Origin of the sequence: Methanolobus psychrotolerans, assembly GCF_002243045.1 — an archaeon.
Taxonomy (GTDB): domain Archaea; phylum Halobacteriota; class Methanosarcinia; order Methanosarcinales; family Methanosarcinaceae; genus Methanolobus; species Methanolobus psychrotolerans.
In genome coordinates, this window is the sequence record NZ_MBKP01000005.1 from 23,408 (window position 1) to 41,657 (window position 18,250).

12 protein-coding genes are annotated in these 18,250 nt (G+C 40.2%); 3 read left to right on the plus strand and 9 right to left on the minus strand.

Annotation, left to right across the window (positions count from 1 at the left end; translation table 11 throughout):
- Nucleotides 1-420 precede the first annotated feature (420 nt).
- The gene (gene glgP, locus BB781_RS02385; protein ID WP_242492502.1) at nucleotides 421-2,094 is read left to right on the plus strand and encodes an alpha-glucan family phosphorylase; all 1,674 of its coding nucleotides are present in this window, start codon (nucleotides 421-423) and stop codon (nucleotides 2,092-2,094) included.
- A 115-nt stretch (nucleotides 2,095-2,209) separates the two neighbouring features.
- Here the strand turns inward: glgP and BB781_RS02390 are convergent, their stop codons facing one another.
- Nucleotides 2,210-2,515: an MscL family protein gene (locus BB781_RS02390; RefSeq protein WP_094226906.1), complete on the minus strand. Its 306-nt coding sequence runs from the start codon at nucleotides 2,513-2,515 to the stop codon at nucleotides 2,210-2,212.
- A gap of 357 nt (nucleotides 2,516-2,872) precedes the next feature.
- On the opposite strand from BB781_RS02390, the gene BB781_RS02395 reads away from it, so the two are divergent.
- Together BB781_RS02395 and BB781_RS02400 are read left to right on the plus strand one after the other, a co-directional pair.
- The gene (locus BB781_RS02395) at nucleotides 2,873-10,189 is read left to right on the plus strand and encodes an S-layer protein domain-containing protein (RefSeq protein WP_164997748.1); all 7,317 of its coding nucleotides are present in this window, start codon (nucleotides 2,873-2,875) and stop codon (nucleotides 10,187-10,189) included.
- A 138-nt stretch (nucleotides 10,190-10,327) separates the two neighbouring features.
- On the plus strand, nucleotides 10,328-11,500 hold the full coding sequence (locus BB781_RS02400; RefSeq protein WP_094226908.1) for a tyrosine-type recombinase/integrase: 1,173 nt from the start codon (nucleotides 10,328-10,330) through the stop codon (nucleotides 11,498-11,500).
- 42 nt (nucleotides 11,501-11,542) lie between these two features.
- Here the strand turns inward: BB781_RS02400 and BB781_RS02405 are convergent, their stop codons facing one another.
- From BB781_RS02405 to BB781_RS02440, 8 genes are all read right to left on the minus strand, one after another.
- A complete protein-coding gene (locus BB781_RS02405) occupies nucleotides 11,543-11,818 on the minus strand; it encodes a hypothetical protein (protein WP_094226909.1) in 276 nt (91 codons plus the stop codon).
- Nucleotides 11,805-12,851 (minus strand): hypothetical protein, encoded by a 1,047-nt coding sequence (locus BB781_RS02410; protein ID WP_094226910.1) that lies wholly within the window; start codon nucleotides 12,849-12,851, stop codon nucleotides 11,805-11,807. Before BB781_RS02410 ends, BB781_RS02405 begins: the two co-directional genes overlap by 14 nt.
- Before the next feature lie 184 nt (nucleotides 12,852-13,035).
- Nucleotides 13,036-13,386: a lectin MOA-related protein gene (locus BB781_RS02415; protein WP_129582607.1), complete on the minus strand. Its 351-nt coding sequence runs from the start codon at nucleotides 13,384-13,386 to the stop codon at nucleotides 13,036-13,038.
- An 80-nt stretch (nucleotides 13,387-13,466) separates the two neighbouring features.
- Entirely contained in the window at nucleotides 13,467-14,249 is a 783-nt protein-coding gene (locus tag BB781_RS02420; protein WP_094226912.1) for a hypothetical protein, read from the minus strand.
- Nucleotides 14,246-14,854, minus strand: a complete 609-nt coding sequence (locus tag BB781_RS02425) for a hypothetical protein (protein ID WP_094226913.1) — start codon at nucleotides 14,852-14,854, stop codon at nucleotides 14,246-14,248. Before BB781_RS02425 ends, BB781_RS02420 begins: the two co-directional genes overlap by 4 nt.
- 2 nt (nucleotides 14,855-14,856) lie before the next feature.
- Nucleotides 14,857-16,542 carry a hypothetical protein gene (locus tag BB781_RS02430; RefSeq protein ID WP_094226914.1) on the minus strand — a complete coding sequence of 562 codons (1,686 nt, stop codon included), beginning with the start codon at nucleotides 16,540-16,542 and terminating at the stop codon, nucleotides 14,857-14,859.
- The gene (locus BB781_RS02435; protein WP_094226915.1) at nucleotides 16,542-17,645 is read right to left on the minus strand and encodes a hypothetical protein; all 1,104 of its coding nucleotides are present in this window, start codon (nucleotides 17,643-17,645) and stop codon (nucleotides 16,542-16,544) included. Before BB781_RS02435 ends, BB781_RS02430 begins: the two co-directional genes overlap by 1 nt.
- Nucleotides 17,646-17,786: 141 nt before the next feature.
- Nucleotides 17,787-18,239 carry a hypothetical protein gene (locus tag BB781_RS02440; RefSeq protein WP_129582608.1) on the minus strand — a complete coding sequence of 151 codons (453 nt, stop codon included), beginning with the start codon at nucleotides 18,237-18,239 and terminating at the stop codon, nucleotides 17,787-17,789.
- Nucleotides 18,240-18,250: the final 11 nt, after the last annotated feature.

Below are 18,250 nucleotides of genomic sequence, written 5' to 3' on the forward strand. Positions count from 1 at the left end.
CAGGATAAATCTTATATTCCGCAGATGTCCTCGAATTTTGCCAATTATCTGGATTGCAATTATTTATCAATTAATCGTAACATAATTATATTGATAAGTAGCATTTATTAACATCTATTTGATATAAGTATGCGTAAATCTACGCTAAAGGAAAATATCCGTTTTTCTCTAGACATCTGCGGAAAGTCGGATAAATCACAGCAGCAACTTTTACCCACGATCAATCTATGAAGGAACATAACATTTTAACATCTTTTGGCAATGGCAGAATACCATAGAATAAAGATGAAGTTCTCAAAACCATATACTTCCATAGTTCAATAAAACCCTATCAAAAAGTCTTTTTAGTTCTTAAGCGAAAGATACTATAATACTATATCATCCTTATATTTTTTAATAGAACACGAAGGTGTGAGCAATATGAGTAATGTAATTGGTGGGAAAGGGCGGAAGATAGCCTATTTTTCAATGGAGATCGGGTTAAAGAAGGATATTCCAACTTATAGCGGTGGTCTGGGCATACTGGCAGGAGATACCATACGGGCAAGTGCTGATCTGGGGCTTCCGTTTATTAGTGTTACTCTTATTAACAACAGGGGCTATTTCAGGCAGGAGCTTGACTCTGCCGGCAGGCAGACCGAGCATCCTCAGGAATGGTCTCCCTCTGATTTCATGCAGCTTTTGTCTGCTGAAGTGACCGTGCGAATTCAAAACAAGAATGTTAAGGTAAGGGCTTGGCTATATGAGCACCGAAGCCTTACTCAGGAAACAGTTCCTGTACTTTTCCTGGACACTGATATTGAAGGAAATTCTCTGGAAGACCGGCAGATCACTTATAGTCTTTACGGAGGAGATCGTAGATATCGGTTGAAGCAGGAAATGGTATTGGGTATCGGCGGGGTCAGGATGCTGAAAGAGCTGGGTTATTCCATAACCAAATATCATATGAACGAAGGTCATTCCAGTCTCCTTGTTCTTGAATTACTGCGCCAGAACGACATCTCTCCGTCTAAGGTAAAAGAGCTGTGTGTTTTTACGACCCATACACCGATTGAAAGCGGGCATGATGTATTTTCGCATGACCTTGTGATGGAGTTGATTGGGCAGAATTCTGATTTTGAGATTCTCAAGAAATATGGCGGGGAAAATCAACTGAACATGACCCTTCTTGGTCTGAATCTTTCCAACTATGTTAACGGTGTGGCAAAAAGACACAGACAGATATCAGAACAGATGTTCCCGGGATATAAGTTCAATTCCATAACAAATGGTGTTCATTCTTATACCTGGGTTTGTTCCCATTTCAGAAAACTTTATGATACGTATCTTCCAGGATGGGCAAATGAGCCGGAGCTTCTGGTCAGGGTTAGGAGCATACCGGATAACGAAATATGGGATGCCCACAGGCTTGCGAAAAAAGAGCTTATCGATCATGTGAACATTGAATGCGGGCTTGACATGGAATATGATACCCTGACAATTGGTTTTGCAAGGCGTATCACAGAATACAAGAGGCCTACTTTGATCTTTTCCGACCTGAAAAGGCTAAGGAAAGTAAATGAAGCCGGAAAGATACAATTGGTTTTTGCAGGAAAAGCCCACCCACGGGATATTCAGGGAAAGCAGTTCATCGAAAAGATATTTGAATATGCTGAAGAACTCAAAGGTGAAATAAAGGTCGCTTACCTGGAAAATTATGATATGGACCTGTCTCTAAAGATCGTATCAGGTGTGGATGTCTGGCTGAACACTCCTAAAAAGCCACTTGAAGCATCCGGTACCAGTGGAATGAAGGCAGCTCATAATGGTGTTGTTAATTTCAGTGTGCTTGACGGCTGGTGGATAGAAGGTTGTGTCGAAGGTGTCACAGGTTATTCCATCGGACCCAAACCGGAGGTGGACAAGTCCCCGGAGCAGATCGAAATGATGGAGCTGGATGATCTTTATAATAAACTGGAATATATCATGATTCCCAAATACTACAACAGAAAAGATGAATGGGTAAACCTCATGAACAATTCCATTGAAATAATTGCCTACTATTTCAACAGCCACAGGATGATGCATCGATATGTTACAGAAGCCTATCTTTAACCTCGGAAAAAGTTAGTAATTGATGTCAGGTTGATCTTTAACTTAAAAAGCTGGCACAACCGTGATCGACTTTTATAACGGTTGTGTGTTGCTTAATGTAAAAAATCATCTGAGATTACTTTTTTGTTACTTTTTCCTCTTTCAATACATTCTTTGCAATTATGAACACAACAAATGCAATAATAATGAAGTTAACTAATTCACCTATGAATGCTCCCCAACTGATCACGATAGGACCGAGTGCAAGAGTTGCTGTTTTCCATGCTCCTCCAGCTACAAAGGGAGTAATAATTGGCATTATTATGTTCTCAGCAAAAGATTTTACCAGAGCAGTCGCTGCAATACCCATAATAAAAGCAATTGCCAGTGGAATTACTTTATACTCATAAAGAAAGTCCTTGAAATCACTAAATAGCCCCATTTTCCACCTCCTTTCATAATATTTACTTTTATGAATAAATAAAATATTATCCTTCCGATACATAAAGATTTTGAACTTGTAATGTCTGTTCAATATTGTGAGATGTAAATTATGGTCGCGTAAATCTATTTTTAATAGTTATAAGTTCCTCCTTACATAACTCTCAAGTTTACGTCTTTTCATGTGACGATTTCCAGAGATTCAAGGCATTATATTATAAAACAGCTCAAATTAATTAATCTTATATATCAAGAATCTCATCTATAAAATGGGGTTACATCCGTGAAATTTTATCATTGTAAAACGATATTTTTAATGTTCATATGTATTTCCTCTATACTGTCTATTGGGAATGCAATGGCTGGAACTGTTACTGTTGACTGTAATGGCAACGGGGACTACACATCAATTCAGGAAGCTATAAACAATGCGAATTCCGGGGATTCAATTGTTGTTATGCCGGGAATCTATACTGAAAATATCGATGTGAACAAATCCGTTTCCATTATTTCAGAATCCGAAAATCCAAATGACACTACAATTCTGTCTGCAAGTTCAGGGGACGATGTTATTCACGTAACTGCAGATAATGTGACGATTTGCGGTTTTAATATCACGAGATTGGGTGCTTCTTATGCTGATGAACTATATCCTGACTATTATTATTCTGGAATATTTCTTGATCGTGTTGAAAATAATCTGATAGAGGACAATGTTTTATCACATAATTATAAGGGTATTTTTCTGGATTGTTCTTTCAATAATATTCTAATTGACAATACTGTATTTTTGAATGGTGGAGGCATTAGTCTATTTTGTTCTGAGGAAAACATCCTAGTCAACAACAGTGCATTTTCTGGTGTAGTTGGTATTAATCTTTTCATGTCAAGTAACAATTCATTGGCCTTCAATAATATCAGTTCCTGTAGTGAAAATGGTATTTCTTTTTATGAATCCCCCAACACTACAGTTACAGGAAATAATATCACGTATTGTAATCATGGAATTAATATTGAGACTATGTCAGAGAATAGTAGAGTAACTGATAATGATGTAACATTGAATAATTATGGTATCACTCTATTCTATGCATATTATAATACCATTTGTGGCAATACTGTATCCGATAATTCCCAATCAGGTTTTTTTATACGTAATTCCCTTTACAATACACTAAACGATAATATTGTTTCCAACAATTCAGAATATGGAGTGCATTTTAAATATTCAGCCCATAGCAATCTTGTCTACAACAACTACTTCAACAATACTAACAATGCGAAAGATGAGTGTTCAAATGTCTGGAACACTAACAGAACAACCGGAACTAACATAGTTGGCGGCCCATATCTCGGTGGTAATTTCTGGGCAAGTCCAGATGGCACAGGTTTTAGCCAGACACAGGTAGATGTGGATGGAGATGGGATTTGTGATGAAAGTTATTCCATTGAAGGAAGCAATGTGGACAATCTTCCATTGTTTTCTGATTGTCTCTCTTATGTTACTGTTGCCCGGAATGGTAGTGCAGACTTTACTACGATACAAGCTGCTGTAAATGCCGTGTCTGAAGGTGCTACCATCTATGTTTGTGAAGACATTTTTACTGAGAACATATACATAAACAAGAGTATTACTATTGTTTCGAAACCTGGTCCTGACCACGTCACAATTCAACCTCTTGATGAGGATAAAAATTTGATAACAATAAATGCAGACAATGTTATCTTAAATGGGTTCACCCTAAGAGGTGCTAATTATTCTAAGGCATTATTCCTCTATGAATCTTCAGGATGCCTTATAGAGAACAACATCGTTGAGTCAAACAAGTATGGCATTTACCTCAACAATTCAGATAATAACGAGATCATCAATAATACCCTGAAATCTAACGATTATATTGGATTATGTCTCTTTGAAAGTAATGATAATGAAATAAAGTCAACTTATTCATTTAATGACTTTATCGGATTTGATCTTGTAAAATCCTGCAATAATACTGTTATTGATAATCATTTACAAGATGACAAAGTATACGGCATATATTTCCACGAGTCGTCCCATAACAATTCATTGGTCAATAATTCTATAATTCACACTTACTATTATGAAGTCCTGTCTTCAAGTATTAGTGTTCAGAGCATGCAACCTTCAAACACTGCTTATTCCGATGAATTTGAGCTATTTACAAAAGAGATAGTATTTTCCTCAAATGAAAATGATAGCAAAAATAACACACATTTACTATTGAGCTCCGCCTCTAGCTCCTACATAACTCCAAATAGGGCGGTAGCAAGTGGAAATGGACTGTTTTTTAATCATGACAATACAGGAAATTTGATCATGGGAAACATTATAGAAAACAGCTACTATTATGGAATTACCATCTACAGCGGTTCTTCTGCAAATTTATTTTACAACAATTATTTCAACAACACTGTAAACCTGAAACAATATTTTAATGCATCTAACACATGGAATGTCGATAAAACAGCAGGAGAAAATATTGTTGGTGGACCCTATATAGGAGGAAACTGCTGGACAAATCCTGATGGAACAGATTTTAGCCAGACACATTTAGATACAGATGAAGATGGAATTTGTGATGAATCTTACGTTCTTAATCTGAATAATGTCGACAATTTACCTCTTTATTCCTACCAAAACCTGCTTCCTGAAGCCTCAATATTCTCAATATCTCCCGGTTATGTAAAGACTGGTGAAATGGTCTATTTTGCAGGAATTGGTATTGACCACGATGGTTTCATCCAGGAATATAGCTGGGAATCCAGTATTGATGGAATATTGAGTGATGATGCTTACTTCAGCACCAATACATTGTCACCAGGAAATCACACCATTTATTTCAAAGTAAAAGACAATGAAGATGAATGGTCAGCAGAAGTTACAAGCCTAATGATCGTGGAAAATGATGATGAGGCATATATTAGAAGTCAGGTTTATAATGGCAGTGATCTCAACTCTATTTTTAACGAGAATGCAATACATATTGGAAGCGGGCATTATGCAATTGAAATAAACTCATCCAATTTCAAAGCCTTTAATTACGATCTGGATACCAATACCGGCAGTGAATCATTTAGGATATGTAATTCGACCAATTCCAGCCAGTCAGCAGATGGCAGGACAATTGAAGAAGGAATTATCAACTACAAAACTGAAATCCTTCAGGTAAATTACGAAGCAGACTTTGATAATGAAGAGGCGTATGGATCAACATATCCTACCACATATCCATCAATAGGTTTCTTTGGTGACAGATATGTGTCTCTCTCAGATGAAAATCCCGATGAGATTGTAAAATTGCTTTTAGATAGTGACGATACACATGTAATTAGAAAGAGCTCTGCTTTGGAGCTCCCGGAAGGGTATGAGCTTACTGCAAAACAAATAGATGTTGAAGGAGATAAAGTCTGGATGGAACTATCCCAAAATGGAGAGTTCATAGAAGATGAAGTTATTGATCTTTCCGGCGGTCCTGCAACATGGGAGTATGATCTGGATATTGGGGATGAAGAGAATGTCATTGTTTTTAGATTACTTGTTACGGATGTATTCGCGGGACAGGTCGACGAACTTGTTGTTGTAGAAGGAATATGGTTAATTGATTTTGAAAATACTATCAGTGTCGAAATGGGATCTACATTCAATGAAATGGAAGTTCAACTGGTGGATAATGATTCAATCAGAATGAACAATTTGAATAACATTATTCTTGAAAAAGATAGTACTATGAATGTTGCCAATGACCTTAACTTTAAAGTTGCTGATTCAGAGGCACTACGTTTCTGTCTGATTAAAACATATGACCAATCAACCCAACATGACATCCCAGGTGCCATTGCAACAGGCCCGGAATCATGGAATTATTTGAATTTTGCGGGTCTATTCTATGATATTGATAATGCCATATCTTCTGAAACACTGGAAGTAACACAACCTTTGACGAGTACTGAACGAATAATCCACCCAGGCAACCTCACATATACAATAACTATCCAGAAAAGTAATTTCTCATGTGACGAATTAAATTCTGACGGAGAGCAATATGAAGTTGTAGGTATACTTGGAGAAAAATACATACCTTTGGAAAAGGGAAATCCGGCAAAACTTGGAAAACTGCTTCTTGATACAAATAAAGAATATGTTGTGACCGGAAGTGGTAATATTGATTTTAAGGATGGCTATGGTATTCATTATTCCTACGATGAAGAAGAAGACGAGTTTTACATTTGTTTCCAAAAAGGAAACTGGATATATGGCGGAACCTCCATTGATGACACTATCACCTTTGACCCGGTATCTCAAGATGCTATATGGAAATGGGAATATGACATTGCTGGTGTAGACGATGTAAGAGTTATGAAATTGCACATTAAAAAAATAGAGGGTCCACTTTCCAATCAATTTATAATTGATGGAGTATGGATTTTGGACTTTGATAATATCTTGGATTATGAAATTTCAGATGAATATGGTATGTTGGAAGTAACTGATATTTCAAATAAGTCAATAACTTTCTCTAATTGGAATTATATCAATTTATTATCGGGAGAGAGATTTGATATTTATGATAGTTTGAAATTGGAAGTTGCAGATAACAGTACACTCTATTACTATCCGGTAATTGAAAAGACAATACCCGAAAATACACCAGCAAATATTGATTCTTATGATGATTATGAAATAAGAAATTATCAAAATGAGAATCCTACAATTAATATAAGCCTGGATTATCCTTCTGATGTTGTATGGTATTTAGATGGAGATTATAAACAGATCAATTATTCCATAACAGATGCATCCTATAATCCGGATGCCTATGCATCAGGTGATTATGACATTACTGCTTTTGTATCAAATGAAAATGGAACAGATATTATAAGATGGGACTGGAGAATAATAAAACCACTAACTTCAGTTGATATTACCCATACAGGAAATATCGAAATTAGAAGCCCTGTATATGACAAAAATGATATAGTGGCACTTAATAACAACAATACTTTCATAGAAATCAATGCTTCCAACTTTGCAGGTTTTTATTGTGACATGGACAGAAACCTGTCAACTGAGACAATCGTTATAGCAAATATGGCATATAGTGGAAACAATGACTTAAATATTGGAAAATATGGCATCACTTATCTGACTTCTGTTCAACAGGTCATGTACAAAGCAGATTTTGAAAACACCAGATATTCACTAAATGGAACGTATCCAATAATAGGAATTCTTGGTGATCCATATGTTCCGATTACGGAAATTGAAACTAACACACAATGTAAGTTTGCAAAATTACTGGTTGACAATGGTAACAAATATACATTAAGAACAAACTCATCCCTTGAACTTGCAGATGGATATGTTCTCACAGCAAAACAGATTGATGTTGAAGGAAATAAAGTATGGATGGAACTGTCCCAAAACGGAGAGTTCGTTGATGATGAAGTAATAGATGTAAGTAGTGGGTTAGCAGTATGGGAATCATATTCTGACATTGGAAACGAGTCTCATGTGCTTATATACAGACTACTTGTAAGTGACGTATTCCAGGGTCAAGTAGATGCCCTTGCAGTAACAGAAGGAATGTGGTTGATTGACAGTAATGAAGATAACCTGCTTGAAATTGGTTATGGAGACCGGTTCAGCGAACTAGATATCGATCTTTTGGACAATAACAGAATAACTATGTCCAATAATCATGATGATATCATTCTGAAAAAAGGAGCAGACACAACCATAGCACTGGATTTATCAATAAAACTCTCAAATTCCAGTGAGCAAAATTTCTATCTTAAAAAGGATATTTATTCTACTGATGAATATGAACTTAGAGGTACGGTAGCTACAGGACCAATTATATGGAATGATGAATTATCCTGGAATTACAAAGACTTTGCAGGTTTTGCATATGACTTTGAAGAAAACATCGGAACAGAGCAACTCAATATCAACTATATTTCAAATAGCTCTATCGAAGAAGAAGGAATCACTTATTACACTACACTTATTCAAAAAGGATATGCTGCAAATTTCACTCCTGAAAACAACATCCAGAATAATGAAACATATCCTATGATAGGCATTTTCGGGGAAGAATATGTGTCCTTTACAGACAGCAGACCGGATGAGTTAGCAAAACTGATAATCGATTCTGATTCACAATATACTTTGAAAATAGGTTCACCACTGGAGCTTCCAGAAGGTTATGAATTAATCGTAAATGATATTGAAGACTATAATACTGCGGTTATAAGCATATTCAAGAACGGAGAACTACTGTATAGTGAAAAGATAGATGCTTTTGCTGGAGAGTTTACTCTGGAATGTAAAGAAGATATAGGTTCTCAGGAAAATATCATTGTTCTCCGCACAAATATCAAAGAAATAACTTCCGGACAAACAGACAGTTATATAGTCCTGAATGGACTCTGGTTAGTAGATTCTAAAAGTTATCTTGCAATTAATACAGGAGACAGATTTGGGGAATTGGTAGTAGATTCTATTACAGAGGATAATATTTGTATGTTTAACTTTAGAGCTATTTCTATAGGGAAAGGGTACGAAATAGAACTTGCCGAAGGTGTCAAACTAAGAATTGCTGACAGTGATTCACTACGTTTCTACCCTTATAGAGAATACGAAACTACAGGATCAATGAGCAATTATGCACCATCTGTATCCTCATTACTCCTATCAACAAACAAAACAACATACGGCTCAGAAGTAAGCTTCTATGGAAATGGAACCGATCAAGATGGTTACATAGTTGCCTACAACTGGCGCTCTAACATCGATGGCCAGTTAAGCACATACTCCACTTTCACAAGTTCCGAACTCTCTGCATGTAATCACACGATCTACTTTAAAGTCAAAGATAACAATGGTGACTGGTCCAATGAGGTTTCAGCAAATCTGGTTGTAGAAGCAGGTTCAGGCACAGGTTCCATTTCCACTACTACCAGCTCCGGCAGTGGCGGAGGAGGCGGTGGTGGTGGTACCACAGGTGAAACTTATGAGAACATCGCGTTTAAGGACGTAAGATCAGAGTTCGTGAAAAAGGATGTTGTTACATCATACGACTTTGACGATGACAACAATGAGGTAGAATATATCCAGTTCACAGCTTCACGTAACTGGGGTGAGATCTCAGCTACTATCGAATGCCTGTATGATACCTCTACCCTTGTTGACAAGGAGCCTGAAGGGACTGTCTATCGTCATGTTAACATATGGGTTGGCAAGTCCGGATTCTCAAATCCCGAAAATATAAAGGATTGTGTGATCGGATTCAAGGTCGGTAAGTTATGGCTACTGGAAAATGGCATTGATGAGAGTTCCGTCCGGCTTTTGCACTATTTAGGCGGGGAATGGGAGGAACTTGATACAAGGCTGGTGGATGAAGATAGTGAGTATTTTCACTTTGAAGCCGGTACAAATGGATTCTCTCCATTTGCAATAGTAGGCCATTCAAAAGAAAAGAGTTCTGATGACACTGCAACTCCGATGCCAACAGGTTCAGTAAATGATTTGGATGGAGCTGCCGGGGAGAATGTTACCGAACCTCAGCCGAAGAGTACTCCTGCGTTTGGAAGCATGATGGGTATATTGTCAATTTTCCTTGCAGGTTACTGCATGGTTTACAGGAAGTGAAGATAGTTCTTAGCTTCCTCTTCTTCATTTTTTATGATTTTAGACATTATGAAAATTGACTAAATCTGTTGCAATCACAGATTCCAGTCCACTATGGTTAAGTAAGTACTTATAATATGGTTACTATTGATTTTAATTATGAAAAAAGGCGACCTAGAAGACGATATATCAATAATTGAGTGGCTAGATGTTCTTAATCCGCGTCCCAAAACACGCGAGCTGTACATATTGAGTATGCAAAAATATACTGATTTTGTGAAGATGTCGCCCACGGCATTGATAGAAGAAGCCGAAGAAGATATTAGGTCCGGTAAACTCCCGCGACAACGCAGGATAAAAAAACACATCGTTAGTTTCAGGAAGCATTTGATAGACTCGGGTCTTGCGCCTTTTACAATCTCTGGTTATATGACAGGGGTGCGGTCATTCTATGCACGCAATGATATTGATCTGCCAAAGCTACCACGAAACGGCAGCAGGGACAGACCAAAAAAAGAGCACACGAAGATACCTTCTCCAGAGGATACAAGAGATGCACTGTCATCTACTACACACCGTGAACGTGCAATAATGCTATGTGGTCTTTCATCTGGGATGGGTGCGAATGAACTTTCAGAACTGACAATAATGCAATTCAAAGAAGGTTATGATCAAGAAACCGGAATAACCATGCTCGATCTGAGGCGTGGCAAAGTTGTATTTGATTTTATTACGTTCCTCAGTCCCGAGGCTTCAAAGGCTGTATGGGAGTATCTGGAATACAGGGACAGGCCATGCGAGACCGGGTGCTCTTTGACTGCAAAACAGTTGGAAAAGCAGAGGACAACGAAAGACAGTTATCTTTTCATTGCTGAAAAAATCCCCGACACTTATCTCGAAACCAGAGACGAAGTAATACGGAAGCTTGCGCCTGTGGCAATTGTAAAGATGTACAAAAGGATATCCAATAAAGCTGGTAAAGACACACCGCCAGGACAGTACAATATTATCCGTAGTCACAATATGCGAAAGATATTCAATTCCAGACTGAAGAATGCAGGCTGTGATTCTGACCTTGTCGAATATTTTATGGGGCATACATTGGGCGGGACAAAAGATGCATACTACCGCCCAGACATCGAGCAGCTCAAAGAAATCTACATGAGATTTGTGCCACATCTGTTGATATCAGAAGAGTTCGAACTCAAGGAAGAGCTCAAGCAACGTGACGATACACAGGGTATATTGATGAACAGGATAGATGCACTCGAAGAAAAGATGCGACTATACGATGCACGGGAAATTGCCAGGTTAGCAGAGAATGAAAAGTGATATCTCTGAGTATCCGGAGAAGTTCGGGGAATTGCTTTAACACTACCATCCGTTATTATAGTGCTCTCTTAACCGTTCTTTTGTTAAAGGGCACTTGATTAAATCATGCAGTTCTTCTTTAGTAAGCCCTAATTGGTTTTTCATTCTACTCAAAAGAGCATCTCCATATTCCTTATTTCCATGGCTGATAAATGTTCTTGCAGCAGACCTACCATCATCTGTATGATAAATATACAATCGATGATGACTATCAGGAATAACCTGAAAACCCTTCTTTATAAAAGCGCTTTCTATATCTTTTGTTTTAAAGGAAACCACGGCAATCCCCTACTATCCCCTTGAGTTTTTTTGAGAGAGAATGCCCACTTTCAGAAAGTTTTCCTTCATACAATACATATTCTTTAAATAATATAAAGAGTTGCTCTTTTGCGTCCTGGATTACATCGCTCATCTTTTTACCAGTGGCAAGTATTCCTAATTCATCATTAGAGGCAATATAAAGGTCATCTTCTTTTTCAAATTCAAGTGTTATTGGCCACTCAATATTCTTTCTGTGAGTTTCTATGCTCATTTCTTTAATAAAGTATTGAGATGATTTTTCAATGGAGTCTTCGGTGTCTATGTACATAATATAATTACGGTTGTGCAATCTAGTTGTGCCTTTAATATTCACAAATTTGCCAATGTGTTCAACAACTTCCGCCTCGATCAAAGAATTATAAGAACAATTGATTTGCCCCTCGGGAGTGTCAATCATAATCTTTTTCTGCTGATCGACCCTTAAATCGAATACCCAACCAAATACTTCTTTTTCGTGTTCTTCACTTGGTTTATGCATTAGCTCCTTCAACGTTGATCTGTGATTGGGGCTAAGTGGTATCATTGGTTCACCACAGAATCCGATTGAAACTGTTCTGGGAGAAACTGTTTCAGGAGACATTAAATAAAACTCTTTTAATAACCTATTAAGTCTATGTGGATCACTTATTATATTGTGCAGTTCTTCTTTAGAAATGTCAAATCTAGAAATAGCTTCCATGAGATTTCGTGTAGTACAAACTGCCATCTCACCTAATGTGCCTTGATTTGTAATTCCCACTTGGCCGTTGCCAACTTCCAATTCTGCATCAACACTACCTAATTTGAGGTCAGTAAAAAGTAATGTACATGAGTCCTTAACTGCCTGCGGGAAGTCCCCACTCGTCCGGAAGGGATTCCCATAAAGATAATCTCCAACATTATATAGAATGGTCTGGATATGTTGAATTGAATTTATAAAGTCTATGGCAGGCACTTTTTTCTCGCCATCTATAGACAATGCTACCTTTTTTTTATCAGCAGATGATACCATGCTTAATCACCACACAAAAGGGATTAAGATATTTTTAGTTATCTATGTGAAATCATAAAATAAAACCTTTTGCTTATTTTATAAGAAATTATATAAATAAGATTGTTTAAGACGGTAATAATTAAAGCTAAAAATAAGGTTCATACAAGAGCATGGAGATGAATCGTAAAACGTAGATAGACAACTACATCAAAACGAATCTGATATCCCACGCACTTAGGTTATGGATGATCTCGTCATTTTGCGGTTCTACTAATACAATGTCTCCTGACGTGGTGATGGCCAGATTGACAGAATGGTTAGTTCCCGAGGAGTTGGTTCCCCAGGCTATCCCAAACGCAAGATCTGAGTCCCACTTTGTGACGTCGCCCAGCAGGATATAAGAAAAATCGTCACAGTCGTGGGATTCCCTGATATATTTTCTACCATCGGTTGCATTGCGACTCAAGAACGCCTTGAATTGCTTGGCATCGACAAGCTTGAATGATGTGTCTGATAATCTGATGTCTGCATCTGGAAATTTTGTTTCCAGCATATTGGCGAGATATGGTTTGTAGATCCTTGCCACGGATGCCTGCCGAGGAACCGGAAACACAATGTTCAGTATCTCGGCAATCATAGTCTCACGAACCCGAAGAAGTCAACTATCAGGAAGTTGACGTTGGCCTTGTCCTTGAATACACCCAGATACAACGAATCACCGGCATCAGAAGAATCGATTGTGAAATCCATCGTGTACATCCCATATGTGCTGGCCAGCGTCTCGTTTGATGCTGTGTGGACCCCACCTTCAGTGATGTTGTACAGCTGCAGCTCAAAGTCGTCCGTGATGTTGTTTGCGTCTTTTGCGCGGGCAAATGCGGTATAGTTGCCAACCGGAAGCACAAAATCGGATTGTGATATGGTCTCATAGCATCCGCCGTTCTGGGCAGTGATACCTACTACACTACCACCCGACGCGGTCGTGCTTGCCGATACCGTTGCACCTCCTCCATCGGTGAGCGTCGTGTCCTCTGCTTCCCAGAACTGACCCTCGGTCTCACTCTCAGCAACAACGTCCAGTGTAAGGGGAGTGTATGTCCCCACAGCAACTGGCATGTCAAAGTTCGTGATCCTGGCAACTGTTGCGAGGTTCTGAGCCCCCAGCATCAAGTATACTTGTTTTCCTCGGAGATACTGTAATTGTCTTCTAAGAGTATCAACATTGTCTGAACTGATTTTTCCTACAAGGGTGAGTTCTCTGGCACCCAAACCCCCCGTGAATGCCTTAATAGATGCATCGAGGGAACTTTGATACACAACCACTTCGGCTGATGCACTGTTGCCTATTTGTTGCAGTGTATCTATGAACACAGTTGTATCTGAATCAGGATGATAGATTATGTTCGGGTAGATCATGAAATCACAACCGGTAGTGATATCGTTGTTTGGTCTCCGTCCTCTCCGTTTTGCAGTACGATTGTTCCGCTCCGAGGGGACAGACTTCCTGCAGCAACCCACGGCATCGTATAATCCAACCTCATCCTTTCGTTGATTTGAATGTCAACGGAGTTGATTTGTTGCCACCACATGAAAGTTTTTGTCATCGTCTCTGCGCCAGAACCGGCCAGCCCGAAGCTTGTAGAATATATGGTTGTCAGCGGTATCAGGTCCCGCTCATTGCCGTCCTGGTCAACAGCTACAAGATTGATTGTGCAGGAAGTAATCTGTATTGAATTTGTGGTGTTGATACTTGGCATGTTCACGGTCACTGTCACTGTTCCGTATGCTGTGCCGTCAAAAACACTTACTATATCGTATACTTCCGGAAATATGAACGAAAATGAAGCTGTACCGCTGCTGGGCGAGTTCGGATAATTATAGGTGATTGCAGATGAACCCATCGAGGCAGGTATAGTGATATCGCTGGACAGCATCATGTGCGAGTGGTTTGTTGCAGCCCACGTGAACACGGACCCAGAAGGAACCACCATTTTGTATTCTCTCATTGCTCGAAACGCCATTTTCAATACCTCAGTCGTACCTGACCCACACCAAGCTTCCCGCTCAGGGTGGATCCTATTATGTTGTTTTTCACTTTGTCATTGTTTGATGTTCCTGCAAATCCACTGCTACCGGGTGATGATATACTCCCTATTGCATTGATCATTCCTGCAAACCCACTATCCAACTTTGCTGCCAACGTATTGAATCCGCTGCGGTTGATGTCCACAAGTGATGCAGTGGGATTGAGACTGTTTTGATTGTTCACTGCTGTAAGTGACCCCACCGTCTGATTACCACCGATGTTTGAGGAGACTCCGGCCATCCCTAGAAGATCGCTGATGTTTCGACCTCCTGTCTCTGTCAAGCGTGCTCTTATGTAGTCGCTCTGGCCTGCCCACCCGGGAATAGATCCGCTTTGTTCCTGCAGTTTCTTCACCGCGTCGGTTGTTTCCTCAATTTCTGTTTTTGCTTTTCCGGCTGCGTCCTCGGTGTCTTTGAAAAGGTTTGACAGACTCTTGTCCAGGCTGATGCGCTGGAGAGACTCCAACTCCATGCCTGCTTTCTCGAGCATCGGGGCCATGGTGTTGTAGACGTCGATGAGTGTATTCATTGCGCTTACATATCCGTTCACAAAGAAATTCAGATATGCATTGATGGCGTTGATGGAGATCTTCACGGCTTTTCCTATATACTCCCAGATGTTATACTCGTCAATCAACTGGAAAACTTTCCACCAGGCAGCACCAAACAGTTTGAGCATGCCAATGATACCGGATATATCAACACCGTCGAGACCTCTCTTCATATCCTCAATTTGGTTTAGTGATGTTTTGAGATAGCTACCCACCGTTTTCCCTATCTCGTCGAAGTTGATCATGTTCAGCACATTCAGAACACCCTGCAGGCTATCCTTCACCCCGGAAAAAAGAGAACCTTCTCGGAATTCGGCAGTTTCCTGGTCGAACCCTGCAAACGCAAGCTGTGCCTGGTACATTGCATCCTTGATGTTGGAACCAATACCCTGTGCGGTTTGGCTCTGGGCTATCATTAGCCCACCGAACTGATCCTCCAGGTACATCTTGACCATAGGCATGGCTTCGGCAATTGGGGTCACGAGCGAACCCTGTGCATCAAACTGCAGTTCTTCTATGTTCTTCAGGTTGACTCCAATGTCTCGGAACATAGCAATAGCCTGGCCAGTATCCCCCACGGAAAGACGGCCATAGGCATTGACCACCTGGTCGATTGGTTTGCTTGTAGCTGCAGCAGTATCGCCTATAATCTCCAGTACGTCCTGTGCCTCCAGGCCGAATGCTTTGAGCTTGACAGTTGCATCTACTAACCCTGCAACCTCGAAAGGAGTACTTTTTGCAAACTCGAATATCCACTGCATCTGTTCTGCGGCGGCCTGTTCGGACCGGTACAGAACGCCAAGCGAAACCATATACTGCTCTACTTCGGAAGCTGCTTTTGCGGACGATAACGTGAATGCGGTAACGGCAGCCGTAGCAGCAACCACCGCAGCAGCAACCGCTGCCCATGCTGCTGTCATCAATACAGACGATTTGCCTGTACCGGAAGATACTTTGTTGGTTTCTGTTTCTACACCACCAATTTCCTTTTTGACCTTGTCAATTTGGCTGAGCGCGTTTTTGACATCCGCTTCTATGCGAATTACCGTCTTTTCAATTGTTTCTGATCCCATTATCGCCTCACCACCTGTCTAAGAACATTTCCTTTCACGAGGCAGTTGTGGGCCGCATCGGAAGCCCCAGAGGTTGCACGAAATATCCACATGTGACCAGCATCAATGTAATTATCAGTGATGGAAAACTCCATGTTAGATGCAACGTAGACCCCGCTTGCCAATGTGAGATAGTTGTCTGTCGTCGTGGTCTGATCATCAACGGAAGGTGACACAATCAGAACAGCAGTATCGCAGTATATGTGTGGAGGCCGGGCTGTCTCCATTGTGATCTTAAGGTCGTTGCCACGCCTGACAATAATCTTATCCTGGGTGAGTGTGGTCACGGCATTGGTTCCGTTGACCCATGTGTTGAGAGTGGTCATGAGGGTCCACTCACCGCCACTCAAATAATACACATATAGAACATTTGCAGCAAGTATTATTTTGTATAGCCCGTTTGTGACCACCACAGAACCTTCAAAAATATGTGCGGTCGAAAATACCTGTTTTTGAGGGGGGGAGGGGTAATCGTAACACCTGCATTCCCCAGTGCTTGTTTCTGCACTACCCATCTCAACATAGACATGAACTGCATCGGGTTGTATGGATTTTTGAGTACCATCCTCAACTGTGATGTTGTCGTGTACGGTCTCTTCAGGTGAGTACCACGAAGCTCCAATTGGAACTACAAAACGATATTCTCCCGTTATGTCCCAGTCGTTCTGATGCGTGGTCTGGTCAGCAGTCAGCATCATCACATAATTGCCCTTATCAAACCACTGTCCGGTGATTGTCACTGGCCACAGTGACCCGGTGTTGTCATCCACGTCTACTGAATCTACGGATATCCACCCAGAGCGACCTTTTATGTTATGGATGTAGTTATACCCCGACAGGCGTTGTGTGAGAGCCTCTGCATCCTCCTTCAATTGGTATACTGTCCGTGTCCCTGCGTATTTTTGCAGGATGTTTCCAGATATCAATATTTCAGGCAGGTCCGGTTCAAACTCAGCAACAACAATCCCCATACTACCAAGTGGATATATGTTCTCAGTCGGCCTGACAACGTTGCCGGGTCTGAAAACATTGACAGCAGGTAGTTCAACATTACCTATTAGCATTGTGTTCTGCCCTCCTGTTCAGAAATATACTCCACTGCATGAATGTTTCGTACGATATCATATCGAGTTCTTCCGGAGTCATGTTCATATTCTCACATATCGAAAACTCTGATAGTTCAGGCAGTTCGTTCCTGTGTCCGTCTAATGCCCGGTTGACTCTTCCGACAAACCACCAGGCTGGCCGGATGAGCTCATATAGTCGAGGTTCTCCGGGGTCGTCTCCGTTGTCGAGGACATATCGGAAGCAGATTCTCCGAAAAAAGTATCTACACCACCACCGATAGCAGTCTTGCATGTTTTCACAAGCTCCTCAAACTCTTTCACGGTCATCTGGTCTTCAAGGGCCTTTGTTTCATCGTATGTGAGCACGGTTGCCAGCATGATGAGCTGGAAATCCTCTACATCCTGCTGGAACTCGGTGAACTTGAACAGCAGTTCAGGATCCTTGCTGAGACATTCCTGAATAGCACCCGATACAGTCATTTTCGGGTCAAGTTTTTCAAGCGGTAAGTTCCGGATGTACCATTGATTCTTCAGATTCTGAACACGTTTGACAGAGCCTTTTCTAGGCTCGTCGTATATTTTGATTCCCATGTACTCCAACC

Coding starts and splice junctions, on each gene's coding strand:
- glgP (WP_242492502.1), top strand. CDS start 421: ATGAGTAATGTAATTGGTGGGAAAGGGCGGAAGATAGCCTATTTTTCA.
- BB781_RS02390 (WP_094226906.1), bottom strand. CDS start 2,515: ATGGGGCTATTTAGTGATTTCAAGGACTTTCTTTATGAGTATAAAGTA.
- BB781_RS02395 (WP_164997748.1), top strand. CDS start 2,873: ATGGCTGGAACTGTTACTGTTGACTGTAATGGCAACGGGGACTACACA.
- BB781_RS02400 (WP_094226908.1), top strand. CDS start 10,328: ATGAAAAAAGGCGACCTAGAAGACGATATATCAATAATTGAGTGGCTA.
- BB781_RS02410 (WP_094226910.1), bottom strand. CDS start 12,851: ATGGTATCATCTGCTGATAAAAAAAAGGTAGCATTGTCTATAGATGGC.
- BB781_RS02415 (WP_129582607.1), bottom strand. CDS start 13,386: ATGCTGGAAACAAAATTTCCAGATGCAGACATCAGATTATCAGACACA.
- BB781_RS02420 (WP_094226912.1), bottom strand. CDS start 14,249: ATGATCTACCCGAACATAATCTATCATCCTGATTCAGATACAACTGTG.
- BB781_RS02425 (WP_094226913.1), bottom strand. CDS start 14,854: ATGGCGTTTCGAGCAATGAGAGAATACAAAATGGTGGTTCCTTCTGGG.
- BB781_RS02430 (WP_094226914.1), bottom strand. CDS start 16,542: ATGGGATCAGAAACAATTGAAAAGACGGTAATTCGCATAGAAGCGGAT.
- BB781_RS02435 (WP_094226915.1), bottom strand. CDS start 17,645: ATGCTAATAGGTAATGTTGAACTACCTGCTGTCAATGTTTTCAGACCC.
- BB781_RS02440 (WP_129582608.1), bottom strand. CDS start 18,239: ATGGGAATCAAAATATACGACGAGCCTAGAAAAGGCTCTGTCAAACGT.